This is a genomic window from Qipengyuania sp. SS22 (assembly GCF_025736935.1).
GTDB lineage: Bacteria > Pseudomonadota > Alphaproteobacteria > Sphingomonadales > Sphingomonadaceae > Qipengyuania.
The window spans coordinates 1-25,504 of the sequence record NZ_CP107048.1 but is presented as its reverse complement, the minus strand read 5'-3'; the positions used below and the strand labels follow the sequence as shown (position 1 = coordinate 25,504).

Annotated in this window: 28 protein-coding genes; 22 read left to right on the top strand and 6 right to left on the bottom strand. The window is 64.8% G+C overall.

All coding sequences use genetic code 11. The features are described from left to right. Positions 1 to 41 precede the first annotated feature (41 nt). The 8 genes from N6L26_RS00140 (at position 42) to N6L26_RS00105 (ending at position 9,379) form a co-directional block, all read left to right on the top strand. Positions 42 to 548: a (2Fe-2S)-binding protein gene (locus N6L26_RS00140; protein ID WP_263606051.1), complete on the top strand. Its 507-nt coding sequence runs from the start codon at positions 42 to 44 to the stop codon at positions 546 to 548. Further along, positions 545 to 1,531: an FAD binding domain-containing protein gene (locus N6L26_RS00135; RefSeq protein WP_263606050.1), complete on the top strand. Its 987-nt coding sequence runs from the start codon at positions 545 to 547 to the stop codon at positions 1,529 to 1,531. Before N6L26_RS00140 ends, N6L26_RS00135 begins: the two co-directional genes overlap by 4 nt. Beyond that, a complete protein-coding gene (locus tag N6L26_RS00130) occupies positions 1,528 to 3,717 on the top strand; it encodes a xanthine dehydrogenase family protein molybdopterin-binding subunit (RefSeq protein WP_263606049.1) in 2,190 nt (729 codons plus the stop codon). Before N6L26_RS00135 ends, N6L26_RS00130 begins: the two co-directional genes overlap by 4 nt. Further along, positions 3,717 to 4,568, top strand: a complete 852-nt coding sequence (locus tag N6L26_RS00125) for an XdhC family protein (protein WP_263606048.1) — start codon at positions 3,717 to 3,719, stop codon at positions 4,566 to 4,568. The genes N6L26_RS00130 and N6L26_RS00125 overlap by 1 nt, the downstream gene beginning before the upstream one ends. Then, complete coding sequence (locus tag N6L26_RS00120; protein ID WP_263606047.1) at positions 4,555 to 5,136, top strand: NTP transferase domain-containing protein; 582 nt, start codon at positions 4,555 to 4,557, stop codon at positions 5,134 to 5,136. The genes N6L26_RS00125 and N6L26_RS00120 overlap by 14 nt, the downstream gene beginning before the upstream one ends. 102 nt (positions 5,137 to 5,238) lie before the next feature. Continuing rightward, entirely contained in the window at positions 5,239 to 7,305 is a 2,067-nt protein-coding gene (locus N6L26_RS00115; RefSeq protein WP_263606046.1) for an HAD-IIB family hydrolase, read from the top strand. Next, positions 7,302 to 8,441, top strand: a complete 1,140-nt coding sequence (locus N6L26_RS00110) for a hypothetical protein (RefSeq protein ID WP_263606045.1) — start codon at positions 7,302 to 7,304, stop codon at positions 8,439 to 8,441. Before N6L26_RS00115 ends, N6L26_RS00110 begins: the two co-directional genes overlap by 4 nt. Beyond that, a complete protein-coding gene (locus N6L26_RS00105; protein ID WP_263606044.1) occupies positions 8,438 to 9,379 on the top strand; it encodes a glycosyltransferase family 2 protein in 942 nt (313 codons plus the stop codon). The genes N6L26_RS00110 and N6L26_RS00105 overlap by 4 nt, the downstream gene beginning before the upstream one ends. Here N6L26_RS00105 and N6L26_RS00100 read toward each other — a convergent pair. Beyond that, positions 9,286 to 10,407, bottom strand: a complete 1,122-nt coding sequence (locus N6L26_RS00100; protein WP_263606043.1) for a glycosyltransferase family 4 protein — start codon at positions 10,405 to 10,407, stop codon at positions 9,286 to 9,288. The genes N6L26_RS00105 and N6L26_RS00100 overlap by 94 nt on opposite strands. A gap of 131 nt (positions 10,408 to 10,538) precedes the next feature. Here N6L26_RS00100 and N6L26_RS00095 point away from each other — a divergent pair, with 131 nt between their 5' ends. The 3 genes from N6L26_RS00095 to N6L26_RS00085 all read left to right on the top strand — a co-directional run bounded on the left by N6L26_RS00095 (position 10,539) and on the right by N6L26_RS00085 (position 12,947). Further along, positions 10,539 to 11,300 (top strand): Crp/Fnr family transcriptional regulator, encoded by a 762-nt coding sequence (locus N6L26_RS00095; RefSeq protein ID WP_263606042.1) that lies wholly within the window; start codon positions 10,539 to 10,541, stop codon positions 11,298 to 11,300. Then, entirely contained in the window at positions 11,297 to 12,097 is an 801-nt protein-coding gene (locus N6L26_RS00090) for a sulfotransferase family protein (RefSeq protein WP_263606041.1), read from the top strand. The genes N6L26_RS00095 and N6L26_RS00090 overlap by 4 nt, the downstream gene beginning before the upstream one ends. A gap of 76 nt (positions 12,098 to 12,173) precedes the next feature. Then, positions 12,174 to 12,947 (top strand): Crp/Fnr family transcriptional regulator, encoded by a 774-nt coding sequence (locus tag N6L26_RS00085; protein WP_263606040.1) that lies wholly within the window; start codon positions 12,174 to 12,176, stop codon positions 12,945 to 12,947. Here N6L26_RS00085 and N6L26_RS00080 read toward each other — a convergent pair. The 4 genes from N6L26_RS00080 to N6L26_RS00065 are packed head-to-tail and all read right to left on the bottom strand — an operon-like array spanning position 12,944 to position 15,003. Further along, on the bottom strand, positions 12,944 to 13,489 hold the full coding sequence (locus N6L26_RS00080; protein WP_263606039.1) for a DUF421 domain-containing protein: 546 nt from the start codon (positions 13,487 to 13,489) through the stop codon (positions 12,944 to 12,946). The genes N6L26_RS00085 and N6L26_RS00080 overlap by 4 nt on opposite strands. Further along, on the bottom strand, positions 13,482 to 14,069 hold the full coding sequence (locus N6L26_RS00075) for an urea carboxylase-associated family protein (RefSeq protein WP_263606038.1): 588 nt from the start codon (positions 14,067 to 14,069) through the stop codon (positions 13,482 to 13,484). The genes N6L26_RS00080 and N6L26_RS00075 overlap by 8 nt, the downstream gene beginning before the upstream one ends. Beyond that, entirely contained in the window at positions 14,066 to 14,767 is a 702-nt protein-coding gene (gene gntA / locus N6L26_RS00070; RefSeq protein ID WP_263606037.1) for a guanitoxin biosynthesis heme-dependent pre-guanitoxin N-hydroxylase GntA, read from the bottom strand. The genes N6L26_RS00075 and gntA overlap by 4 nt, the downstream gene beginning before the upstream one ends. Then, a complete protein-coding gene (locus N6L26_RS00065; protein ID WP_253519439.1) occupies positions 14,764 to 15,003 on the bottom strand; it encodes a hypothetical protein in 240 nt (79 codons plus the stop codon). Before N6L26_RS00065 ends, gntA begins: the two co-directional genes overlap by 4 nt. A gap of 283 nt (positions 15,004 to 15,286) precedes the next feature. Between N6L26_RS00065 and N6L26_RS00060 the strand changes: the two genes are divergently transcribed. The 10 genes from N6L26_RS00060 (at position 15,287) to mmsB (ending at position 23,913) form a co-directional block, all read left to right on the top strand. Beyond that, positions 15,287 to 16,501 (top strand): DUF819 domain-containing protein, encoded by a 1,215-nt coding sequence (locus N6L26_RS00060; protein ID WP_263606036.1) that lies wholly within the window; start codon positions 15,287 to 15,289, stop codon positions 16,499 to 16,501. A gap of 88 nt (positions 16,502 to 16,589) precedes the next feature. Further along, positions 16,590 to 18,086, top strand: coding sequence for a CoA-acylating methylmalonate-semialdehyde dehydrogenase (locus tag N6L26_RS00055; RefSeq protein WP_263606035.1), 1,497 nt, complete (start codon positions 16,590 to 16,592; stop codon positions 18,084 to 18,086). 31 nt (positions 18,087 to 18,117) lie between these two features. Continuing rightward, complete coding sequence (locus tag N6L26_RS00050) at positions 18,118 to 18,588, top strand: hypothetical protein (RefSeq protein ID WP_263606034.1); 471 nt, start codon at positions 18,118 to 18,120, stop codon at positions 18,586 to 18,588. A gap of 11 nt (positions 18,589 to 18,599) precedes the next feature. Then, complete coding sequence (locus tag N6L26_RS00045) at positions 18,600 to 18,908, top strand: I78 family peptidase inhibitor (protein WP_263606033.1); 309 nt, start codon at positions 18,600 to 18,602, stop codon at positions 18,906 to 18,908. Next, a complete protein-coding gene (locus N6L26_RS00040; RefSeq protein WP_263606032.1) occupies positions 18,905 to 19,291 on the top strand; it encodes a RidA family protein in 387 nt (128 codons plus the stop codon). The genes N6L26_RS00045 and N6L26_RS00040 overlap by 4 nt, the downstream gene beginning before the upstream one ends. Positions 19,292 to 19,339: 48 nt before the next feature. After that, complete coding sequence (locus N6L26_RS00035) at positions 19,340 to 20,485, top strand: acyl-CoA dehydrogenase family protein (RefSeq protein ID WP_263606031.1); 1,146 nt, start codon at positions 19,340 to 19,342, stop codon at positions 20,483 to 20,485. Beyond that, positions 20,482 to 20,877 (top strand): VOC family protein, encoded by a 396-nt coding sequence (locus N6L26_RS00030; protein ID WP_263606030.1) that lies wholly within the window; start codon positions 20,482 to 20,484, stop codon positions 20,875 to 20,877. The genes N6L26_RS00035 and N6L26_RS00030 overlap by 4 nt, the downstream gene beginning before the upstream one ends. Then, the gene (locus N6L26_RS00025; protein ID WP_263606029.1) at positions 20,874 to 21,926 is read left to right on the top strand and encodes an enoyl-CoA hydratase/isomerase family protein; all 1,053 of its coding nucleotides are present in this window, start codon (positions 20,874 to 20,876) and stop codon (positions 21,924 to 21,926) included. Before N6L26_RS00030 ends, N6L26_RS00025 begins: the two co-directional genes overlap by 4 nt. Positions 21,927 to 22,034: 108 nt before the next feature. Then, entirely contained in the window at positions 22,035 to 22,817 is a 783-nt protein-coding gene (locus N6L26_RS00020; RefSeq protein ID WP_263606028.1) for an enoyl-CoA hydratase-related protein, read from the top strand. Between the two features lie 229 nt (positions 22,818 to 23,046). Continuing rightward, complete coding sequence (gene mmsB / locus N6L26_RS00015; RefSeq protein WP_263606027.1) at positions 23,047 to 23,913, top strand: 3-hydroxyisobutyrate dehydrogenase; 867 nt, start codon at positions 23,047 to 23,049, stop codon at positions 23,911 to 23,913. On the opposite strand, the gene N6L26_RS00010 is transcribed toward mmsB, so the two are convergent. Then, a complete protein-coding gene (locus tag N6L26_RS00010; RefSeq protein WP_263606026.1) occupies positions 23,900 to 24,622 on the bottom strand; it encodes a hypothetical protein in 723 nt (240 codons plus the stop codon). The genes mmsB and N6L26_RS00010 overlap by 14 nt on opposite strands. 64 nt (positions 24,623 to 24,686) lie before the next feature. Here N6L26_RS00010 and N6L26_RS00005 point away from each other — a divergent pair, with 64 nt between their 5' ends. Further along, entirely contained in the window at positions 24,687 to 25,496 is an 810-nt protein-coding gene (locus tag N6L26_RS00005; RefSeq protein WP_263606025.1) for an NTP transferase domain-containing protein, read from the top strand. Positions 25,497 to 25,504 lie beyond the last annotated feature (8 nt).

Here is a 25,504-nt window from a genome sequence, read left to right as displayed (position 1 = left end):
CCTTTAGCCCGGAAAGGGTTAATCGGGTAAAGGAGGCGTCCTTGGCCGACACGATATCCGTTAACGGAAACCAGCACCCGATCCCCGACGACCCGCGGGTCTCCCTTCTCGATTTCCTGCGCCGCGATGTCGGCCTGACCGGCACCAAAAAGGGCTGCGACCATGGCCAGTGCGGGGCCTGCACGGTGATCGTCAACGGCATCCGCATCAACAGCTGCCTGACGCTCGCCGCGATGCATGACGGCGACAGTGTGACGACCATCGAGGGGCTGGGCACGCCCGACGCGCCCTCGGCCCTGCAGCGCGCATTCCTTGAGCATGACGGCTTCCAGTGCGGCTATTGCACGCCAGGGCAAATCTGTTCGGCTACTGCGCTGATCGAGGAGCTGGCGAATGACTGGCCGAGCGATGCGAGCGGCGATCTGGACGCCATCGAACTGAGCGACGAGGAAATCCGCGAGCGGATGAGCGGCAATCTGTGCCGCTGCGGCGCCTATGCCAATATCGTCGCCGCCATTCGCGAAGTCGCGGCGGAGGAGGTCGCATGAGGCCTTTCCAATACAATCGCGCACGGACGCTGGCGGATGCGGCGCAGATGCTCGCCGAACCCGAAACCACTGCAATCGCGGGCGGGACCAATCTGCTCGACCTGATGAAACTGCAGGTCGAAACGCCGGGGCAGCTGGCCGATGTCAACCGGGTGGGCTTTGCGGAAATCGAGGATACCGACGATGGCGGTCTGCGCATCGGCGCGCTAGCGACAAATACCGCGACCGCGGTGCATCCGCGGGTCCGCGCGGACTATCCCGTGCTCGCGCGGGCGATCCTGGCCGGGGCGACGCAGCAATTGCGCAACAAGGCCACGACCGGCGGCAATCTGTGCCAGCGCACCCGCTGCTTCTATTTCATGAATATCGACCAGCCGTGCAACAAGCGCGAACCCGGTAGCGGCTGCGGCGCGATCGACGGGATTGCCAAGCTGCATGCGATCCTCGGCACCAGTGAAGACTGCATCGCCACCTATCCCGGAGACATGGCTGTGGCGCTGAGCGCGCTCGATGCGACGGTCCATATTGCCACCGGCGAAGATGCCGAACGGACGGTCCCGGTGCGCGATTTCCACTGCCTGCCCGGCGATACGCCATGGATCGAGAACGTCCTCGAACCCGGCGAAGTGATCACTGCGGTTACGCTTCCGCGCCCGGTGGGCGGGACGCAGCTTTACCGCAAGGTGCGCGAACGCTCGTCCTATGCCTTCGCCCTGGTGTCGATTGCGGCGGTGGTCGAAGTGAAGGACGGCAAGATTTCACGCGCCGATCTCGCCTTTGGCGGGCTGGCGCACAAACCGTGGCACGATCAGCGGATTGCCGAGACGCTAATCGGCCAAGTCCCGTCCACCGAACTGTTCGATGCCGCGGCCGACGTGCTTCTCGAAGGCGCGCGCGGCTATGGCGAGAACGACTTCAAGATCCCCCTGGCGCGGCGCACCCTGCATGCGGTGCTGTCGCAAGCGACGGAGGACGCCGCATGAGCGCGCATCTCAAGCAGGACGAACCCGATACCGCCAACCGGCTGGATTCGATGAAGCAGGGCGTAATCGGGAAACCACTCAGCCGTGTCGAAGGGCTGGCCAAGGTCACCGGAACCGCACCCTATGCTGCCGAATACCCGGTGGACGGCTGCGCCGAAGGCGTGCTGGTCACGGCGACGATCACGCACGGCGAGATCGTCCGCATCGACAAGGATAGCGTGCTGGGCCGAGCGGGCGTCATTGCGGTGATCGACGATCAGCGGCTGACCACGCGCGCCGCGCAGGGCACCGCGAACGAGGCACCGCAGCAATCGCCGCAAACCGTCTGCTATTGGGGCCAGCCGATCGCGCTGGTGGTGGCGGAGACGTTCGAACAGGCACGCGACGCAGCGAAGCATCTGGTTGTCGAATATCGCGAAGAGCCCGGCGCGCCGCTGTCTCCGGCCAATGTCGAGCCCGAGGAGCAGGAAGACGAGACCGTCCGGCAAGGCGACCTGGCGCAGGCCATGTCCACCGCCGCGCATAGCGTCGACGTTACCTACACCACCAAGGGGCACGCCTCGGCGGCAATGGAACCCCATGCCGCCATTGCCGAATGGGACGGCGAGAAACTGACCGTCCATGCATCGCTCCAGATGCTGAACTATAACATCTCCGAACTGGCGGACTCGCTGGGTCTGGACGAAGACAAGGTCAGGCTGGTTTCGCGCTTCGTCGGGGGCGGGTTCGGCTCCAAGCTGGGGATCAGCGAGGAGACCGTCGCCGCCTCTCTCGCTGCCATGGAACTCGAGCGCCCGGTGCGTGTCGTCATGTCGCGCCAGCAGGTGTTTCAATGCATCATGCGCCGGTCGGAGACGACCCAGCGCCTGCGGCTGGCAGCGGATGCGGATGGCGGGCTGGTCGGCTTTGGCCATGAGGCGCTGGTGTCGAACCTGCCGGGCGAAACCTTCGCCGAGCCCGTGCTGCAATCCTCGCACTTCCTTTATGGCGGGGATAATCGCGAGCTTATGCTCAACGTCGCGCGCATCCACCTTATGACCGCCGGCTCGGTCCGCGCACCGGGCGAAGCGGTCGGTATGCCGGCGCTCGAAGGCGCGATGGACGTGCTCGCCGAAGAGGTCGGTATCGATCCGGTCGAACTGCGGCTGCGCAATATCCCCAAGGAAGATCCCGAGGAGGGCCTGCCGTTCTCGTCGCACAAGCTCGCCGAATGCCTCCGGCAGGGCGCCGATGCCTTTGGCTGGGATGCGGGTCCGCGCAAACCGCGGATGACGCGCGAGGGTGAATGGTGGGTGGGGACCGGAATGGCGAGCGCGGCCCGTGTCCACAATGTCGGCGAGGCCAATGCCCGCGTCACGCTCAAGCCCGATGGCACTGCGCTGGTCGAAACCGACATGACCGATATCGGCACCGGGACCTATACCATCCTGGCGCAGATCGCGGGGGAAATGCTCGGTCTCGATACCGCCGACGTGTTGGTCGATCTGGGCGATACCCGCCATCCACGCGGACCGGGTTCGGGCGGCAGCTGGGGCGCGGCTTCGAGTGGTTCGGCGGTCTATGTGGCGTGCAAGGCGCTGCGCGAGGAACTGGCGTCGCGTGTCGGCGTGGCGGAGACCGAACTCGATCTCGCCAATGGCCAGGTCGTCGGCGGCAAAACGCTGGTGCAACTGCTCGATGGCACCGAACTCGCGCAGGAAGGCCATTACGAACCCGGCGCGATCGACGACGACTTTACCGCGGCCGGGTTTGGCGCGTTCTTCGCACAGGTGCGGGTCAACCACTACACCGGCGAGACCCGCGTCGATCGCATGCTCGGCGCGTTTGGCTTCGGCCGCGTGCTCAACCGCAAGACCGCGCGCTCGCAATGCTTCGGCGGGATCACCTGGAGCATCGGCGCGGCGCTGACCGAAGCGCTCGAATTCGATCCGCGCGACGGCCATCTGGTGAATTGCGATCTCGCCGAATACCATGTCCCCGTGCATCGCGATGTGCCCGACCTCGAGGTCATCATGGTCGAGGAACGCGATCCCGCTGCTAGCCCGATCCAGGCCAAGGGCATCGGCGAGCTGGGCATGTGCGGCGGGGCGGCGGCGATTGCCAATGCGATCTACCACGCCTGCGGCGCACGGCTGTTCGACTATCCGATGACCCCCGACCGCGTGTTGGCGGCCATGCCCGATTGATGCTGGCCGAGCAGACATTTCGGCAGGATGTCGACGAGGATCACGCCGCACTGGTCGCCGCCTGCGAACCCGGGGTCGGCCTGTGTACGATCGTCGGTATCGAAGGCAGCTTTTCGCGGCGGCTGGGCGCGCAACTGGCAGTGCGTCCCGATGGGACAACCATAGGCAACCTGTCCGATGGCTGTCTCGAAGCGCAACTTGTCAGCGATCTGCACGCGCAAACCGGCCCACGCGTCATCCGCTACGGGAGCGGTTCGGCGATGATCGACTTCCGCCTGCCCTGTGGCGGCGGGCTGGATATCCTGCTCGACCCTGCACCCCAGCGCATCGCCTGCCGCGATATCGTGCAAGCACTCGACAGCCGCCGCCCGGCCGTTCTCCCGCTGCCATCCCCGTCCCCGCTGGCTGAGCGCCGCTATCAGCCGCGCCTGAAAATCGCGGTTATCGGCGAAGGGCCCGAGCTCGAAGCCTTCGCGCAGCTTGGCGCAGCGATGAGGCTGCATATCGAGACCCATCGCAAAGACCACCTCACGCTCGGCTCGCCCGCCCCGCATATCACACTCGACCGCTGGACTGCCGCGCTGCTGCTGTTCCACGACCACGAATGGGAAGCCGCGCTGTTCGAACAAATAACCTCGGGCGAGGCTTTCTACATTGGCGCGCAGGGCGGCGAAAATGCGCGGATGGACCGCGCGCTGACGCTAGCTGCGCGCGGCGTGGACGAGCAGGCGATTGCCTCCATCCGCAGCCCGATCGGACTGATCCCCTCCTGCAAATCCCCCACCACGCTGGCGCTGTCCGCGCTGGCGGAAATCGTTGCCGAATATGAGCGATTGCGTGCCGCCGATTGACCCCGGGGTCGGGTTCATCTTCCTCGCTGCGGGCCGGGGAAAGCGGTTCGGCCGCGACAAGCTCACCCAGGACTTCCGCGGTCAGCCGCTGTGGTCATGGGTCGCGCTAGCAGCGGAAGAGGCGGGCTTTGCGCAGCGTTACATTGTGAGCGGCCCGCATTCCGCCATCCCGGCGCGGAGCGGCTGGCATGCGGTGACCAATGACCGCGCCGCCGAGGGTATGGGGACATCGATTGCGGCAGGCGTGCGTGCTGCGCAGGATTGTTCGCGCGTGGTCATTGCGCTGGCCGATATGCCCTTCGTCGAGCCTGCCCATCTTCGCCTGCTGGCCGAAACCGGCGGTCCGGTCTTCACGCGTTATGCCAGCGGCGCCGAGGGATCCCCGGCGGGCTTTCCACGCAGCATCTTCGATCGCCTCTGCGCCTTGCAAGGCGAAGCGGGCGCACGGAGCCTCGGTTTGGCGGACGCAAGTGCGATCGCTCCGGCCAGCGCCGCCACGCTGGCGGACATCGATACGCCCGAAGACCTGCTCGCGCTCTCGTCGCAGAACCCCGCCGGGCGCCGCTAACCCCTTCGGCCATCCCCTGTTCCCAGCTTACGCAATGATGGTTGGGAGGCGGCGACGCGGCTTCGCCCGTTAGCTGGGCGAAGCCAATCAAGGGGACCAGTTTTGCATATCGTATCGCTCGCACTCGGCGGCTGCCTGAAAGGCGAGCCGGTCCGGTACGGGATCACCGAAGATACGGGGGGGCACATCACCTATATCCTGGGCGAGATGGAAGCGCTTGCCCGGCGCGGCGATGTGGAAATGACAGAAATCATTACGCGGCGGTTCGACGATCCGCGGCTCGGCGCGATCCATGCCGAGGCCGAGGAATGGCTTGGCCCCAAGCTGGTGGTACGGCGGATCGACAGCGGCAATCGGCGCTATCTGGCCAAGGAGGCGCTGAGCGCCGACCGCGCCGCCTTTACCGAGGCGCTGATCGCGGAGCTCAAACAGCGCGAGCGGCTCCCCGACCTGATACATGCGCATTTTGCCGATGCAGCGGATGTGGCGCGCAAGGTCGAAGACGCGCTGGGCATTCCCTTCATTTACACCGCGCATTCGCTCGGCATGGACAAGCGCCTCGCGATGGATGCGCCGAGCGCCCCGCTCGATGCGCGGATCGCGGAAGAGGATCGGGCGATTGCGGGTGCGCGCGCCATCATCGGCTCGTCACGCGACGAATGCGAACGGCAGCTGGCGGCCTATCCTTCGTCCCGGATCGGCAAGATCCATCGCCTCATCCCGGGTATCGACCGCAGTTCCGCGGGCAGCGAAATCTCTTCGGCGATCGAACTGATCTCCCCCTTCCTGCGCGAACCGATGAAGCCGGTGCTGCTGGCGATTGCCCGCCCCGTCCACAAGAAGAATCTCGTCCGGCTCGTCGAAGCCTTCGGCAAGTCGGCTACGCTGCGCGAGCAATGCAATCTGGTCGTCCTCGCCGGGCTGCGCGACGATCTGCAATCGGGCGAAGCGGAGCAGCAGGATGTGCTGCGCGGTCTCATCGATGCGGTCGACCGCCATGATCTCTACGGCAGCGTCGCCTATCCCAAGTCGCACACGCGCCAGCAGGTGAAGGAGCTCTATACCCTCGCCGCCCGGACGCGCGGCGTGTTCGTCAATCCCGCGCTGATGGAGCCCTACGGCCTGACACTGGTCGAGGCCGCCGCGCATGGCGTTCCCGTCGTCGCCACCAAGATCGGCGGCCCGCAGGATATCGTCGGCGAACTCGAGCATGGCTTGCTGGTCGACCCGGGGAGCGAGAGCGAAATAAGCCAGGCGATCGAGCAATTGGTCACCGATCGCCGACTGTGGGACACATGCTCGCATAATGCGCAGGCCAACAGCCGGGGGGTCAATTGGGATGCCTATGCGGGCGGCTTCATGGCGATTGCCAGGCAGGTCACCGCGCCCGCCACCCCGTTGCGTCCGCGGCCTGCTCACCTGTTGGTCAGCGATCTCGACAACACGCTCACCGGCTGCGACCGCGGTGCGCTGCGCATCGGCCAGTTCTTCCAGCGGCAGGCGCAGTTCGGTTTTGTGATCGCCACCGGTCGCTCGATCGTCGAAGCGCGCCGACTGGTGCGTGACTGGAAGCTGCCCGACCCGCGCGCCTGGATCACTTCGGTCGGGACCGAGATCTATGTCGAGCGCGGCGGCACGTTGGTGCTGGATACCGATTATGCCGATGGCATCAGCTATGAATGGCACCCCACTGCCATCGACGAGGCGCTGGGCGACCTGCCGGGACTGATCCCGCAGGCGAGCTACGAGCAACGCCCCTTCAAGCGCAGCTATTTCGCCAGCTCGCCCGATTTGGCGGCGCAGGTCGAGGATCGGCTGCGCAGCCATGGCATCCCGGCGCGCGTCGTATTCAGCCACGACCGCCTGCTCGACGTCCTGCCGCCCATGGCTGGCAAGGCAGCGGCGATGGGGCATGTCGCACGCATGTTCGATGTGCCGGTCGAACAGGTCTTCGCGGCCGGCGACAGCGGCAATGACGAGGATATGCTGACCGCCTGCCAGAACGCGATCATGGTCGGCAATCACGCGGCGGAGATCGCCGCATTGGCAAGGCGTCCCAATGTCTATCTGGCGCGGCGTAGCCACGCCTCCGGCACGCTCGAGGGCATCCTCGCGCAGCACCGCGCGCAGCGGCTTCGCGAGCGCCAGGATACAAGGATTCCAGCATGAGCATGACCGGCCCCATCGGCTATTTCGTCCACCACCAGGGGCGCGGCCATGCCGAGCGCGCGGCGGCGATCGCCAATGAATTGATCGGGTCGCGCGGCGTGACGCTGTTCTGCGCACGGGACGACATCTTCCCGGCGCTCGACGAGCGGATCGAAATCCGCACGATCCCCTCGCTGTTCGAGCCGACCGGACGGGAAGCGCCTGCCATGGCCGCGCTTCCGATGCCCGAGACGGTTCATTGCGCCCCGCTCGGCTGGCCAACGATCACCGATGCGTTCGCAACGATTTCGGGGTGGTTCGCGCAGGCACGACCCAGCCTCTTCGTAACCGATGTCTCCGCCGAACTTGGCCAGTTGGCGCGGCTGTGTTCGGTGCCGCATGTCGCGGTGCTCCAGCATGGCGAACGCGGCGATCCGGGGCATCTCGCCGCCTATGATAGCGCGGTCGGCCTGCTCGCCCCCTATTCGGAGCAGATCGAACAGCATGACCGCCCGGCCTATCTGCGCCGGAAGACGCATTATGCCTCGGGCGTGGGGATCGACTGCACGCAGTTTCCCACCAAGCGCGAAGCGCGGCGCAAACTCGGACTGGGCGGGGAAGACGAAATCGTGCTGGTCATTGCCGGCGGCGGTGGTGAAGGCACTCCGTCGACCCCGCTGACGCTGGGCGCGCGCGCCGAACCCGAGGCCCGCTGGATCACCATCGGCAAGGTCCGCAGCGAATGGCACGAGACCCCGCCGGGCAATCTCGACCATCGCGGCTGGGTCGAGAATCCGCGCGACTGGATCGCCGCAGCGGATCGCGTGGTTTCGTCCTGCGGAAATACTACCGTGCACATGGTGCTGGCGGCGGGCAAGCCATGGGTAGTCATTCCCGAATGGCGCTATTTCGACGAGCAGTTCTGCAAGGCCGAAGTGCTCGATCGCGAAGGGCTGGCGGCGGTGTCGCGCCACTGGCCTTCGCACCCCGCCGCGTGGCAGCGGCTGTGGTCGGCCGCGGCGCTGATCGATGTCGAACAGCAGCGGGCGATCATCGAACCACACCCGGCCGAAGCGGCCGCGGCATGGCTGGACACGCTCGCGACCGAGCTGTGGCAGGGAATGGACAGCAAGCCCGCGCTGGAGGTCGTGGCATGACGATTTCGGTATGCACGCTCGCGCATGGACGCGAAGACCATCTGCGCAATCTGGTCAGCGGACTGAACCATTCGCGCCGCCCGCCTTGCGAACTGGTGATCGCGGTCATGCAGGACCACCGTTACGAGCTACCCAGCACCAGCTTCCCGATCCGGCAGGTGTTGCTCGGCAGCGGGGACATTTGCCTCGCGGAAGCGAGGAACACCGCCGCCGAACATGCGCGCGGCGAATTGCTGGTCTTCCTCGATGTCGACTGCATCCCCGCGCCGGGATTGATCGAGGATTATGCCGCCGCCTCTGCCTTCAATGAAGGCGTGCTGATGGGCGAAGTCGGCTATCTTCCGCAGGGCGCGACCGAGGACGGTATCGACTATACGAAGTTCGAACGGTTGGCGGTCAAGCATTCCGACCGGGCCGGACCACCGCGCGGGATGGTCGGCCATTGCGGCGATTACCGCTGCTTCTGGTCGCTCAATTTTGCGCTTCGGACCAAGACCTTCCAAGAACTGGGCGGGTTCGATCCGCGCTATGTCGGCTATGGCGGCGAGGATACCGATTTCGGGCGCACCATTGCGGCGCATGACGTCCCGCTGTGGTGGGCGCGCGGGGCGAAGGCCTATCACCAGTATCATAAGCACCACATGCCGCCGGTGCACCATCTCGACAGCGTCGTCGCCAATGCACAGATCTTTGCGGAGAAATGGGGCGAACCGACGATGCAGCACTGGCTGCGTGCGTTCCGCCTGATGGGGCTGATCGAGCCCGACGGACGCGGCGGCTGGATCAAGCTGCGCGAACCGGGCGAGGCGCATTTCGCGCTCACCCGGCAACAGGAACACCAGCCCTATGCGAGCAGTTCGGTGGTGCTCGAACAGCTCGAGGCCCAGGCAAGCCGCGGCAAGGAAGCGAGCCGCGCCCCGGCGATGACCTTGGCGTAGCACCGCTCGTACCCCGCGATCATCGCCTCGATCGAGAGCATGCTCGTCGCCCGCTCGCGGCACGCGGTTCGGTCGATCGAGTCAAGTCGGCGGATGGCGTGCGCCAGCGCGCCGACATCGCCGCCTTTGACCAGGATGCCGCAGTCGCCGACCACTTCGGACAGCGCCCCGCGATTGAACCCGGCGACGGGCGTGCCGCAGGACAGCGCTTCCGCTGCCACCAGACCGAACGGTTCGTCCCACAGGGGCGTGACCAACGCGCCCCGGGCCTGCGCGACCTCCTGACGTAGCCTTTCAGTCGAGCGGTGCCCGTGGAACTCGATGCCCTCGGACAGGAAGGGTTCGACCTTCGCAGTAAAATACGCGGCATCCTCGACCGGTCCGAAGATCTTCAACCGGGCCCGCACCTTGCGCGCCGCCTGGATCGCCTCGGCCAGCCCCTTGTCGGGGACGATACGGCCCACCCATGTCAAATAGTCGCCCGGCTCGCCCGCCGGCACCCAGCGGTCGGTATCGATACCGTTGGAGATCACATCGAGACCAGGGCAGCCGCGATCGGCCCATAGCGATTGCTGGTCATGCGAGGTCACAGTGAAGCCGATGTGCGGCTGCGCACGTGCCGCTTCCACCGCATCGAACATCGTGCCGAAGGGCGGCACGTGCTGCGAGGTGACGCAGGGGATACCCGCTTGCGCGCACCAGGCGATGATTTCGGGAAAGAGCGAGTTGTTGTGGACCACATCATACCCGCCGCCGCCGATCTTGAGCAACACGCGTTCGAAAGCGGCGCGCTGATAGGCGGCGAGTTCGCTGGTCCCGCGATAAACGCGCCATGGCAGCACCTCGTCATAGGGCGCGGCGCAGATCGGCACGAGGTTCTCGTCATGCGATCCTTCGGCGGCGAAGAGATCGACCTCGTGACCCGCCGCGCGAAGCCCGCGGCACAGCATGTCGCAATGCGCCTCCATCCCGCCCCCGAAGGGTTCGGCGATGGCATGGCGGATATGGGCGAGGACCGCGATTTTCATGGGCGGATCAGGCAATTGCGAGACATGTCAGGCAAACGCGCCATCTGCCGCCGCTCCGCAAAGCTAACATTTATACAGTGTGCTACCGGAACGGCCGGCATCGCATTGCATTCTCTCGACAGGAGGAAATGATGGCGCTCACCGACGAGCTGGACCGCTATCCCATGACCGGACGGTTCCTGACCGGGCGCTTGCGGCACGACATGACCGATGCCGAGAAGTCCGAACTCGAAGGTTTGGTCTCGCGGACCCTGACGCTGGAAGATGGCGAGCGGCTGATCGCGCGCGGCGATGTATGCGATTGCTCCACGCTGCTGATCGACGGCTTCATCCTGCGCACGCTGGAAAGCGAGGACCGGCGCTATGGCGTGAGCTTCCATGTGCCGGGAGATTTCGTCGACCTGCACTGTTTTGCGCTCAAGCGGCTCGATCACAACATCGATTGCGTGGGTTCGGTGAAGCTTGGTCAGGTGCCGCATGCGGCGATCGCCGACGTAATGGCGAACCGCCCGCATCTGGCGCGCCTGTTCTGGTTCTCGACCCTGCTCGACGCGGCGATGCACCGCGAATGGATCATGAAGCTCGAGCAACTGACCGCGCCCAAGCGCATTGCGCATATCTTCGCCGAGATCTGGCGGCGGCTCGAAATGGTCGGCCTTGGCTATGCCGATGGCTTCGAAACTCCGCTGCGGCAGAGCGACATTGCCGATATGTGCGGCGCGACCTCGATCCATACCAACCGCGCACTGGCCGACCTGAGGAAGAACGGCCTGGCCGATTTCCAGCGCGGCAAGGTACGGATTGCCGATCGCGAAAGGCTCGAGGCCTACGCCGGCTTCAACCCAGATTACCTCTACGGCGACGGCGCGCTGTCGCTGCGCGAATTCGCTTGAGCCACCGCCACAACCGGTTCGTGTTCGTCGCCGGGCTGCATCGCACCGGGACAAGCCTGCTGGCACGCATTCTCGGCGCGCATCCGGCGGTCGGCGGGATCGAAGGCGCGCCGGTCCCCGAGAACGAAGGCTGCTATCTGCAGGGCGGTATCCCGCATACCGCGCGCGATGGCCGACCGGGGCATTATGCGACCGATCCGCACCAGCATCATACCGAGGCATCGCGCTGGAATACGCTGGAGACGCAGCAGCGCATGCTGTCGGACTGGTCGCAGTGGCTGGACCGGGCCAAACCATGGTGGCTTGAAAAATCGCCGGTGAACCTGACCCGCATGCGCTTGTACCAGCAGCTGTTTCCCACCTCGCAATTCATCGTGATCCTGCGCCACCCCGAAATAATGGCGGCAGCGCTGGCCAAATGGGTCGATGACGAGCCCGATACGCTCATCCGCTATGCGCTCGATGCCTATGATATCGTTGCCGCGGACCTGCCATACCTGCATGCCTCACTGGTCATCCGCTACGAGGATCTCGTCGCCCGCCCCGATGTAACGCGGCAGGCGCTGTTCGCATTTCTCGATCTCGAGGATCACGACCCGGGCATCGAATTGCGCGATGGCAATGCCGACTATCGCACCGCGCACCGCGCAAGCGGCGACCTGGCCAAGCGGCTGCAAACCTGGGGCTATCTCCCCGGCGGAAAAGTGTCCGATTTCACCCCGCACTGCACGCACCCCTTGCGGAGAATACAAGAGACGACCGAGCACTTGCTGACTTGCCGATCGGACGAAAAATGATCGCCCGGCACAAAAAGAACAGAAAGCTAACATCCGTTAATAGACGCTGTTTGCACAAGTTGCTTTACGGCGCCCGATGAACGGGACCACCGAACTCTTGGGAACGGCAAGTTTCCCGCTGACCGGCAACTTCCTCGCGGGTCGCCTGCGGCAGAATCTCAGTCTCGACGATCTGCAATATATCGAAGGGCTCGTGGAGGCGGTCGATGAGCACGATGACGGCGCGCGCCTGCTCGCTCGCGGCGTGAAGACCGACCGCAGCATGATCCTGATCGACGGCTATATCTTCCGCACGATCGAGAGCGAGAAGAAGCGCTATATCACCGGCGTCCATGTCCCGGGCGATTTCGTCGATCTGCATGCCTTCGCGCTCAAGCGGCTCGATCACAATATCGACGCGGCGGGCAAGGTAAAAGTCGGTTCGGTCAGCCACGAGACGCTGCGCAAGGTGATGCGCGACCGGCCGGGCGTGGCGCGCGCGATGTGGTTCGCCACGCTGCTCGACGCGGCGATACACCGCAAGTGGATCCAGACGCTCGAACAGCTCGATGCGCCGCAGCGGATCGCGCATCTCTATGCCGAATTACACACGCGGCTGGAGCTGGTCGGGCGCGGCGTAACGCGCGCGCTGCGGACGCCTTTCACCCAGTTCGACATGGCCGATATGTGCGGGGTGAGCGCGATCCACGCCAACCGCGCGGTGGGCAAGTTACGCGAGCTGGGTATCGCCGAAATCCGGCGCGGCGACCTGTACACCAATGATTGGGCCGCGCTGAAGCGCTATGCGCAGTTCGACCCCGACTACCTCTATGGCGACGGGCCGCTGAAGGTGAAGGAAGACTGGGACTAGTCTTCGAGATCGTCCGGGCAGTGAACACCCGACAGCGCGTCGGCCTCGCCCCAGCGAACGTCCTGGCGCGGGATCACCGACAGCTCGCCATTGGTTTCCAGCACTACCCAATTGGCATCGGCATTGGCCGTGATACCGCTTTGCCGCAGCGCGGTCTTGATCTCTTCCTCCGAAATCCGCGTACGTTCCATCGCGTCACGCAGATAGTCGCCCTTATGCGTCAACAGGGTCGGCTCCGCCTTGACCACATCGGCGGCGGTCCCGCTCTTCTGGACCATTTTTGTGGTCAGATACTGGCAGGCGGCCAGCACGATGATCGCGGTGACCGCATCGAGCGTGGCGACATTGCGCAGCAGGATACCGCTGGCCGCCAAGCTGCCGACCGCGACATTGATGATCCAGTCGAAATTGTTGAGTTCGCTGGTCGTGCGTTTGCCGACCACGCGAACCATGATGATGATCAGGACATAGAAGAGAAAGGCATTGCCGGCGATTTCGAGCATTCTGGCCCAGCCGGACCAGAGGTTCAGCGCCTCAGCCACTCGTGCTCACCTGATAGTCGATCGGCCTGAACGACCCGCCGTTGGAATCGTAGGCCGAACAGGCGGTCAGGCCGATGATCAAATCCATCTCGGCCCGCATTACGATCGTATCGCCCGGCTCGCTCAGCGGCGGCTTGACCGTCAGGACACCGCTGTCGCCATCGACGGGGACATTCATGAACAGGTTGAACGCGGTCGGAATATCGTCCGGCCCGATGCCATACGGCTCCAGCGCCTCGACCAGATTGCCGAAGCAGCCGCGATGGAGCGGCTTGTCGGGATAGAAGTGCTTGAAGGTGTCTTCCGAACACGGCGTCAGCAGGAAATCGTGCCGTTTGACCGTGTCCGACGTGATCGACAGCATCGGGTTCGACCGGTTCGACCACAGGCGGTGCCCGCGGCCCAGCCGGATCGTCTCTTCGTAATCGAAGGTGCGCCCGTTGGAGATGACTTCGCGGACATCCTGCGCATTATAGGCCAGCAGGTCGGATACCTGGCTGCCTTCGGGATCGCAGACGGTGAGCTGCGCGCCTTTGGGCAGTTCGAACGCCACGCCGCTGCGTGGTTCTATGCGGTTCATTGCTTCTCCAATCGGGGATCGCGAAACGGGCAGGTCCAGTCGTCGTCGACGGCCCGGCCGCTATATTGGCGCGCTTCGCTGCTTTCGCCGTGGCGGGCGAGCATGGGATTGATATCGCCCGCCAGCGTGCGGTCGCGATCAAGGATCGCCTCGCGCATGCGTTCGTACCGCCCGTCCTCACGCAACGCCTCGAACTGGTTGTGCAGGTTGAAGACCATCGTCGGATAGGCAAAGCGCCGCGCCGGGCGCGAGGCATGCGGGTGCAGGCCGACGACGAAATAGGCTTCGCCGCCGAAGCTGAGCGAGAAATGCGGATCGGTGGGGTCGGGGCTGACGCTGGGATCGTAGCTCTGGCCGAGCCAATTGTCCTTTTCAGCAAAGGACTGGAGCCGTTCCCACAGCAGGTTTTCATATTCGTTCTCGTCGAGCGAACCGGGTTGTTCGAACACCACCGCCATGCTGCGCAGCCCTGCGGGGTCGTTGCGATATTGCTCGGCCCATTCGATGAGCCGGTCGTGGATCCGCAGATCGTCCCACCCGCTGCGCATGTCGTGCGCGACGAGCACGTCGAGCAGGTCGCGCGCCTGCGCCGATTTCGCGCCGACGCAGGGGAACGCCGTATCGGCGATATGCGCACGAAACTGCGCTTCGATGTCGCGGGCGACGCTATCGTCGACCGCCAGAACGCCGGGCTTCATTGCGACGACACCCCCTCGGGCACAAATTGCAGGCTGGTGTCTTTCGTGCGGCCCATCGACCAGTTTGCCTGCAGGCGTACCTTGGGATTGGGCGCGCACCAGATCTCGCCCGACCCGTCGAGCGCGGTGACCCAGATCAGATTGTGCTCGACCCCGTAGTCGATCACCGCAAAAGCCAGCCCCGCACCCTTGTCGGTTACCAGCACCGGAAGCGGCGGATTGAGTTGCGTGAACACTGGAAACCTCGCGATAAACCCAACAGAAGGCCGCAGGATCGGCGCGCTGCGCAAACCCCACGTATGCGACCGCGCGCCCGGTCGGACGCGCATATCACTACCGGCCAAACGCGCTTGCGCGCTCGTTGATCCGAGACTGACATGCGTTAGCTTGCGCTAACGAGGGGCGAGCGTTCGGGAATGCGGTGCAGTCGGGCACGATCCCGGCGCCCCGATTGGCTTTCCCCCGCCGCCGCGCTAGGCCGCGCGCAAACGCATATCTGAAGGACAGGCCGCGACACCCATGATCAGTGACGACAGGATTATCTTCGGGCTTCTGGCCCTGGTTCTGGGCTTCGTATTTGCGACGCGCGACCGGCCCGGATGGCAGCGGTTCTACGTTTTCGTACCGATCATCCTGGTCTGCTATCTCGTCCCCAGCCTGATGACGACCTTCGGGCTGATCGACGTATCCGAGAGCAATCTGTGGCCGGTGGCGAAGGACTATTTCCTTCCCGCCGCGCTGTTCCTGATGACGCTGTCGATCGACATCAAGGGTATCCTCGGTCTCGGCAACAAGGCGATCGTCATGTTCCTGACCGCGACGGTCGGCATCGTGCTGGGCGGGCCGCTGGCGCTGTGGATCGTGGCGCAGTTCGAACCTTCGATCATCGGTGCGGGCGACACCGCCGCCTGGCGCGGGCTGGCGACGCTGGCAGGAAGCTGGATCGGCGGCGGTGCCAACCAGACCGCCATGCTCGAAGTATATGGCTATCCGCTCGAAGGCTTCGCCGCGCTGCTGGCGGTCGACATCATCGTGGCGGAAATCTGGATGGTCTTCCTGCTCTATGGCGCGGGCGCGCATGAACGCGTCGACAAATGGCTGGGCGCGGACAGTTCGTCGATCGCCCGGCTGCGAGACACGATGGCCGATTACACCGCCAGCATCGAACGCGTCGCCAAGGCCAATGACTATGTCCTGCTGTTCGGGGTGACCTTCGCCATCGTCGGTCTCGCGCATCTGCTCGGCGGCTGGCTGGGCGGCTGGTTCGCCGCGGCGCAGGGCGAGGACGCCACGCTGGCGAGCGAATTCTTCTGGGTCGTGGTGATCGCCACCACCGCGGGGCTGGCCGCCAGCTTCACCCGCGCCCGCAAGCTCGAAGGTATTGGCGCCAGCAAGTTCGGCGTTCTGTTCATCTTCCTGCTGGTGGCGGTGATCGGCACGCGGATGGATGTGACCAAGATCGCCGATGCGCCCGCCTTCATGGCGATCGGCTTCATCTGGATGCTGTTCCACGTCATCCTGCTGCTCGCGGTCGCCAAGCTCATCAAGGCGCCGTTCTTCTTCGTCGCGGTGGGCAGCAAGGCCAATATCGGCGGCGCGGCCTCGGCGCCGGTGGTGGCGGCGGCGTTCCATCCCGCGCTGGCCCCGGTCGGCGTACTATTGGCCGTGCTGGGCTATGCGCTGGGGACCTATGGCGCGATCCTGTGCGCGCAGATGATGGCGGCCGTCGGCTAGCCGCGCGCGGCAAAGGTTTCACCCGATACCGGTTGCTTTCGGACCTTGCGCGCGTATGGGCCGTTGCAAAGAAAAGAGAGGAACTTTCATGCGTCAGCTTGACCATTTCATCGCCGGCGGAGCGAGCGCTCCCACGGCCCGCACCCACAAGATCTGGAACCCCTCGACGGGCGAAGTCCAGGCCGAGGTTCCGCTGGGCGACGCCGCCTTGCTCGACCGCGCGGTCGCCGCCGCCAGGAAGGTCCAGCCCGAATGGGCGGCGACCAACCCGCAGCGCCGCGCGCGGGTGATGTTCGAATTCAAACGGCTGGTCGAAGCCAACAAGCAGGAACTGGCCGAGCTGCTTGCCAGCGAGCACGGCAAGGTCGTCGACGATGCGCACGGCGATGTGCAGCGCGGGCTCGAAGTGATCGAATATGCCTGCGGCATCCCGCAGGCGCTCAAGGGCGAATATTCGCAAGGCGCGGGTCCCGGCATCGACGTTTATTCGATGCGCCAGCCGCTCGGCATCGGGGCGGGCATCACCCCGTTCAACTTCCCCGCGATGATCCCGATGTGGATGTTCGGCATGGCGATCGCGGCGGGCAATGCCTTCATCCTCAAGCCGTCCGAACGCGATCCCAGCGTGCCGATCCGGCTGGCCGAACTGTTCGTCGAGGCCGGCGCGCCCGAGGGGCTGCTGCAGGTCGTCCACGGCGATAAGGAAATGGTCGATGCGATCCTCGATCACGAGGACATCGCCGCGGTCAGCTTCGTCGGGTCGAGCGATATCGCGCATTACGTCTACAAGCGCGGTGTCGCTGCGGGCAAGCGTGTGCAGGCCATGGGCGGCGCGAAGAACCACGGCATCGTCATGCCCGATGCCGATCTCGACCAGGTGGTGGGCGATCTCGCCGGGGCTGCCTTCGGGTCCGCGGGTGAACGCTGCATGGCGCTGCCGGTGGTCGTGCCCGTTGGCGAGGACACGGCGGACAGGCTGCGCGAGAAGCTGATCCCTGCGATCAATGCGCTGCGCATCGGCGTCTCGACCGATCCCGACGCGCATTACGGCCCGGTCGTCACACCCGAGCACAAGGCGCGGGTAGAACAGTGGATCGACACTGCCGAACAGGAAGGTGCCGAGGTGGTCATCGACGGACGCGGTTTCACCCTGCAGGGCCACGAGAAAGGCTTTTTCGTCGGCCCGACGCTGCTCGACCGCGTCACCACCGACATGGAAAGCTACCGCGAGGAAATCTTCGGCCCGGTCCTCCAGATCGTGCGCGCCAAGGATTTCGAGGACGCCGTCCGGCTGCCGAGCGAACACCAGTATGGCAATGGCGTCGCGATCTTCACGCGCAACGGCCATGCGGCGCGCGAATTCGCGCACCGTGTCAATGTCGGCATGGTCGGGATCAACGTTCCGATTCCCGTGCCGGTCAGCTATCACAGCTTCGGCGGGTGGAAACGTTCGGGCTTCGGCGACACCGACCAGTATGGCCAGGAAGGCCTGAAGTTCTGGACCAAGGCCAAGAAGGTCACCCAGCGCTGGCCCGATGGCGGCGGCGATGGATCGAACGCCTTCGTTATTCCGACGATGGGATAAACGCCGCGGCACGCAAATCTGGAGAGAGACGATGAAACGCACACTGTTCCCCGCCACCTTGTCGCTGGTCATCCTGCTTGCCGCCTGTTCGGGCGCGTCCGACAACGCGGCCGAGCCAGAACCTGCCGAAACGATGATGCCGGTCGAACCCGATGGCGGGATTGGCGACGGGGCCGGATCGCCCGAACCGGTGGTCGCCGAGACAATCCCCGCTGCGTTCCGCGGCGTATGGGACTATGTCGAGGGAAGCTGCGACCCGGCATCCGACATGCGTGTCGATATCGGCCCTGAGACCATGCAGTTCTACGAATCGCATGGCGATGTGACGCGGATCGAAGTCGGCAGCCCGCAGGACATCGTCGTTTCGCTGGCAATGGAAGGCGAAGGCGAAACATGGGAGATGGCACGCCGCTTCACGCTGACGGAAGGTGGACGCACGCTCACTTCCATGCCTGTCGGTGAAGAGCAGTTCGAACCGATGCCGCTCAAGAAATGTGAATAGGGAGTGTTACCATGCGTATCCTGATCCTTACCGCGCTTGCCCTGCCGCTGGCAGCTTGCGCCGGCTATACCGAACCCGCACCTGCACCCTCGGAACCGCCCCGCGATGCCATGGTCAGGGTCTGCGACGCAGCTTCGGCGCGGGTGCATGTCGGCCGTGAAGCGACCGAGGAAGCGGGTGCCGCAATCCTGGCGGACAGCGGCGCCGAAGTACTGCGCTGGGGCCCGCCCAATTCGGCGTGGACGATGGATTACCGCACCGATCGCGTGAACGTACGCTATGACGAAGCGCAGCTGATCACCAAGATTACCTGCGGATGACGCGCCGCCGCGCCTTCACCGGCTCGCCTTTCGAAACGCAGTTCGGCTTCGCCCGCGCAGTGCGTGACGGCAATCGCATCCTCGTCGCCGGGACCGGACCGATCGAAGATGACGGCAGTTCCACCCAGGGCGGCGCCGCGGCCGAGGCCGAACGCTGTTTCGTGCTCATCCTGCGCGCGATCGAGGAACTGGGCGGCAGCGCGAAAGATGTCGTGCGCACGCGGATGCTATTGACCGATCCGGCCGACCAGGAAGCGGTCGGCGAAGTCCATGCCCGCTTCTTTGGCGAGGCCCCGCCCACCGCAACGATGGCAGGTGTGGCATGGCTATGCCGACCGGAATGGAAAGTCGAAATCGAGGCCGAAGCAATCATCGAAGGCTGACTGCCGCAGCCCTTTTCACGCCCCCTCACCACCGCTAGGTCACTCGACATGACAGGACAATTCCAGCTTACCGAAGAGCAGCTCGCGATCCAGGAAGTGGCGCAGCGCTTCACCGCCGACAACATCACCCCGCATGCGGGCGAATGGGACCAGACGGCGCATTTCCCCATCGACGTGATCAAGCAAAGCGCCGAGCTGGGCTTTGGCGCGATCTACGTGTCCGAGGAAGCGGGCGGCATCGGCTTGGGCCGGCTCGAAGCGGCGCTGATCATGGAAGCCATGGCCTATGGCTGCCCCGCGACCAGCTCGTTCATTTCGATCCACAACATGGCCGCCTGGATGATCGACCGCTTCGGCGGCGAGGAACTGAAGGCGCGGTACCTGCCCGACCTCGTCACGATGGAGAAGGTCGCCAGCTATGCGCTGACCGAACCCGGCAGCGGTTCGGACGCCGCGGGGCTCAAGACCAGCGCCAGGCTCGACGGCGACCACTACGTCCTCAACGGGACCAAGCAGTTCATTTCGGGTGCGGGCTTCAACGATGTCTATGTCACCATGGTCCGCACGGGCGAGCACAAGACCAAGGGCGTCACCTGCCTGGTGATCGACAAGGACACGCCCGGCGTGTCCTTCGGCAAGCCGGAAAAGAAGCTCGGCTGGAATGCCAGCCCGACCGCGCAGTTGATCTTCGAGGATGCGCGGGTGCCGGTGGCCAACCGCGTCGGCCCCGAAGGCGACGGCTTCCGCTATGCCATGATGGGACTCGACGGCGGGCGCTTGAACATCGGCGCCTGTTCGCTCGGCGGGGCGCAGCGCTGTCTCGACGAGGCGGTGAATTATACCAAGGAACGCCAGCAGTTCGGCCAGGCGATTGCCGATTTCCAGAACACGCAGTTCATGCTCGCCGACATGGCGACCGAATTGGAAGCGGCGCGCGCGCTGCTTTATCTGGCGGCTGCGAAGGTCACCGACAATGCGCCCGACAAGAGCAAGTTCTCCGCCATGGCTAAGCGGCTGGCGACCGACAGCGGCAGCAATGTCGTCAACAATGCGCTGCAGCTGTTCGGCGGTTATGGCTATCTGAAAGAATACCCCATCGAACGTTTCTGGCGCGATCTGCGCGTCCATTCGATCCTCGAAGGCACCAATCAGGTCATGCGCATGATCGTGGGCCGGGAAATGCTGCGCCAGTGAGCGCGACCGGCCTTGCACTGGTGGCGCTGGTCATCCCCGATTACGACGAAGCCGCGGCCTTCTTCACCCAGGTGCTCGATTTCGACCTGATCGAGGACAGCGATCTTGGCGATGGCAAACGCTGGCTCGTCGTCGGCGGCAAGACGGGTGGACGCATCCTGCTTGCCAAGGCCAAGGGCGACGAGCAGCGCGCCGCCATCGGCAACCAGTTCGGCGGCCGGGTCGGCCTGTTTCTCCAGACGGACGACTTCGCCGCAACCCACCGCAAACTGAGCGACGCGGGCATTTCTTTCGAAGAAAGCCCGCGCCGCGAGAGCTACGGCACTGTCGCCGTATTTAACGACCCTTTCGGCAATCGCTGGGACCTGATCGAATACGAGAAAGCCGCATGACCGACGAAGTGAACATCCACACCCATGGCCGCACCGGCCACCTCTCGCTCAACCGCCCCAAGGCGCTCCACGCGCTGACGCTGGACATGTGCCACGCGATGAGCGCGGCGCTGGCCGATTGGGCTGGCGACGATACGGTCGAGGCCGTTATTCTCGACCATGCCGAAGGCCGCGGCTTCTGCGCGGGTGGCGACATCAACCTGCTGCGCCATTCCGCGCTTAACGACGGCGGTAAAAGCGGGCGCGAGTTCTTCCACGACGAATACCAGCTCAACCACCAGATGTTCGAATATGACAAGCCCATCGTGGCCTTCATGGACGGGATCACCATGGGCGGCGGCGTGGGCATTGCGCTGCCCTGCGAGTATCGCGTCGCGACCGAGAACACGCGCTTCGCCATGCCCGAAAGCGGGATCGGCCTGTTCCCCGACGTGGGCGGCGGCTGGCACCTCTCGCGGCTGGGCGGGCGGCTCGGCCAGTTCCTCGCGCTGACCGGTGCGCGGCTCGACGGCGCCGAATGCGTCTGGGCGGGTATCGCCACGCATTACCTGCCCGCCGAGAAACTCGCCGAAGCCAAGGCGCGCATTATCGAGCATCCCGATCGGATCGGCGGTATCCTGTCCGAACTATCGATCACCCCGCCGGCCGCGCGGCTGGAAGAGAATGCCGCGCTGATCAAGAAGCACTTCGCCTCGGATCGCTACGAGGACATCCTCGCCAGCCTCGAGGCAGACGATAGCGACTGGGCGGCAAAGGAGCTCGCCACGCTGCGCAGCAAGAGCCCGCAGACCTGCAAGGTCGCACTGCGCCAGTTGGCGGACAGCGCCAAGCTCGGCAGCTTTGCCGACAACATGCGCATGGAATACCGCATCGCCAGCCGCGTGCTGACCCGGCCCGACTTTGCCGAGGGCGTGCGCGCGGTGATCGTCGACAAGACCGGCGATCCCCAATGGAACCCGGCAACCCCCGAAGGCGTAAGCGAGGAACTGATCGACAGCATCTTCGCCCCGCTGCCCCAGGGCGAGGAATGGACGCCGCTCGGCAACTAAGATTCGTCGCCCCTGCGCAGGCAGAGGCCCATACGCCGCCGCGGTTGTTCCGCGCGGCCTGTTAGTCATCTAGGCTCCTGCTCTCGCAGGAGCGACGTGGAGAGAACCTTGGCTTACGAAACCATCACCGTCGAACAGCGCGATGCAGTGACGCTGATCACGCTCAACCGCCCCCAAGCGCTCAACGCACTCAACAGCACGATCCTGAAGGAATTGACCGAAGCGTTCGCCGCTTATCAGGCCGATAGCAGCCAGCTCTGCGCGGTGCTGACCGGATCGGGCGACAAGGCTTTTGCCGCGGGCGCGGACATCAAGGAAATGAGCGAGAAGGCCGCTGCGGATTTCTATCTCGAGGATTTCTTCAGTCCGTGGACCAGCGAGATCGTGAAGAAGACGCGCAAGCCCTGGATCGCCGCGGTCAACGGCTTCGCGCTGGGCGGCGGCTGCGAGCTGGCGATGATGGCCGACTTCATCATCGCTTCGGAAAACGCCAAGTTCGGCCAGCCCGAAATCAAGCTGGGCGTTGCGCCGGGCATGGGCGGATCGCAGCGCCTGACCAAGGCAGTGGGCAAGTCCAAGGCGATGGAAATGTGCCTGACGGGCCGGATGATGGATGCCGCGGAAGCCGAGCGCAGCAATCTGGTCGCGCGCGTCGTGCCGCATGACACGCTGCTCGACGAAGCGCTGAAGACCGCCGCGCAGATTGCCAGCATGCCGCCGATGGCCGCAATCGCGAACAAGGAAATGGTCAATGCCGCTTTCGAGACCAGCCTCGACCAGGGCCTGATCATCGAACGCCGCATCTTCCAGATCCTCGCCGCGAGCGAGGACAAGGCCGAAGGCATGGCCGCCTTCGTCGAGAAGCGCGAAGGCAAGTGGAAGGGGCGGTAAGCCATTGGTGCGAATGCACCGCTTTCCTACGCCGCCGCAAAACTGTTAAGCCCGTTTCCGGCTGGGCCGCCGCCACCTGGGCCGGGGGGCGTCATATCGGCAAGGCTGTCGCCTTCGGCCCAAAAATACACGAGAGTTCAGCATCTTGCGATGTTGGATTGGGGCGACACACTGTCGCCTTTGTCGCCCGAGTGTCGCCCGGGCGCAGCAATTTGCGAGAGGATACACCATGAAAATCGCCTTTATCGGCCTCGGCAATATGGGTGGCGGGATGGCCGCCAACCTCGTCAAGGCGGGGCATGCCGTGAACGCCTTCGACCTCAGCGAGGAAGCGCTTGCCGCGGCTAAGGACAATGGTTGCACGCCCTTCACCGATGCCGCCGAAGCCGTTCAGGGCGTCGACGCAGTGGTTTCGATGCTGCCCAATGGCGCCATCGTGAAGTCGGTTTATCAAGACAGCGTCATCGGCAAGGCACCCGCCGGTGCGGTGCTACTCGATTGCTCGACCATCGACGTCGCCACTGCCAAGGAAGTCATCGCCAGAGCCGAGGCCGCCGGTTACGACATGGTCGACGCGCCGGTTTCGGGCGGCATTGCGGCGGCGAATGGCGGAACGCTGACCTTCATGGTCGGCGGCACCGAGAAAGCGTTCAAGCGCGCCGAAGAGGTGCTGAACGCGATGGGCAAGGCAGTGATCCACGCAGGCGATGCCGGCGCGGGGCAGACCGCCAAGATCTGCAACAACATGCTGCTCGCCATCTCGATGATCGGCACTGCCGAGGCGATGAAAATGGCCGAGAAGCTCGGGCTCGATCCGCAAAAGTTCTACGAGATCAGTTCGCAGTCCTCGGGCTATTGCTGGTCGCTCAATGCTTACACCCCCCTGCCCGGCGTCGGCATCGAAAGCCCGGCGGACAAGGACTACCAGGGCGGCTTCGCCACCGGACTGATGCTCAAGGATCTCAAGCTGGCGATGGAAGCGGCCGAGACCGCCGATGCCTCGACCCCGCTCGGTCGCCAAGCAAAGGAGCTTTACGAGCAATTCGCCGAGGACAACGGCGGGCTCGACTTCTCGGCGATCATCAAGACGCTTTGAGGTCCTCGATCACCCGCGCGAGCCATTCGCGCGGGGCCGTGCGGCGGCCGATATCGGCAACGAATTCCTGCCCGCGCGCCACGCTTTTCAGACGCCCGCCGCGCAGCCAGCGGTCGGTGCGGTCGTGATAGCTCAGCCCGCCGTGTTTGAGCCACGCGGGGCGGTTCCATAAGGATGGCGGTCCCTCGGGGACCGTGAGCCGCAGCGCATCGCTGGCGTGCCGCGCTTCCACGCCGGGGCCCGCGTAAATCACGTCATTCGCGGCATGGAGCGCCAGCGCATGCGGATGGCCGCGCTCGACCAGGCAATCGGGTGCTCCGCGCGCAAGATCGGTAATCTCGGCCACTTCGAGATAGCCGAAAATCCGGTGGTGGAGATCGCCGCCTTCGGCGCGGAACAGGCCGAAGAACAGGAACACATCCCCCAGTCCCACGCCACGGTTCGCCAGATGCGTCTGCGCCGCGCCGCACTGGCCGAACAGGCAGGTGCCATCGGCGAGGAACATCGGGTCGTGGTGGCACAATGTCTTTGCGTCGACACGTCCGCGGCTGGCCCGCGCTGCCAATTCGCCCAGCCCGAGATCGCCATAGGTGGTACGCGAGGCGGTGCCCGCGGGGATCGGCAAGCTGACCGGCCGCCCGCCCACGATCGGCGACGGTCCGCCGCCCGAGGCGCTGTCGAACCCCTTGCGAGAGAAGATAATTCGCACGCCATCCCCGTGCCTTAACCGGCCAACAGTGACAACCGCGCCGTTCGGTCCTATTTGCGCGGCCATGACACACGATAACAATGGCAAGGTCACCGCGCTGATCATGGCGGGCAAGCGTTCGGGCGTGCTCGATCCGCTCGCCGAGCGCGCCAATGTGGCCCAGAAATGCGTCGTTCCCGTTGGCGGCATGCCGATGATCGAACGCGTGGTGATGAATGTCGCCGCGAGCCCGCGCATCGGCGAAATCCGTGTCGTGGCGCATGAAGCCGACGAAATTGCCGCCATTCCCTCGATCGCCAAGCTGCAGGCCGAAGGCCGGCTGGTGTTCAAGCCCGGCGCGTTCAACCTCGTCGACAGCGTCTTCGCCGGGGCCGAGGGCGCGGATTATCCGATCCTCATCACCACCGCCGACAATTGCCTGTGGTTGCCCGAGGATTTCACCGAATTTGCCGATAAGGCGATCGCCAGCGGTGCGGGCGCCGCCGCGGCATTGGCGCACAAGGAAGACGTGCAGGCCGCCGATCCCGAAGGGCAGAAGAAGTTCTACGAATTTTCCGACGGCGGCTATTCGAACTGCAACGCTTACTGGATTGGCAGTCCGCAGGCGCTCGCCGCGGCCGAGATCATGCGCGGCGGCGGGCAGTTCGTGAAATTCCCGAAGCGCATCGCCAAGGCCTTCGGCGTGATCAACCTGATCCGCTTCTTCCTCGGCTGGGGCACCAAGGAAAAACTCTTCGCGCAGGTTTCGCGCCGGTTCGGCTTTGCAATGGTGCCGATCGAGATGAGCCACGGGCACTGCGCCATCGATGTCGACAACGAGCGGACGTTCCAGGTCACCGAAAAGCTGCTGACCAAGCGGCTCGCCACCATCTGACGCTGCCG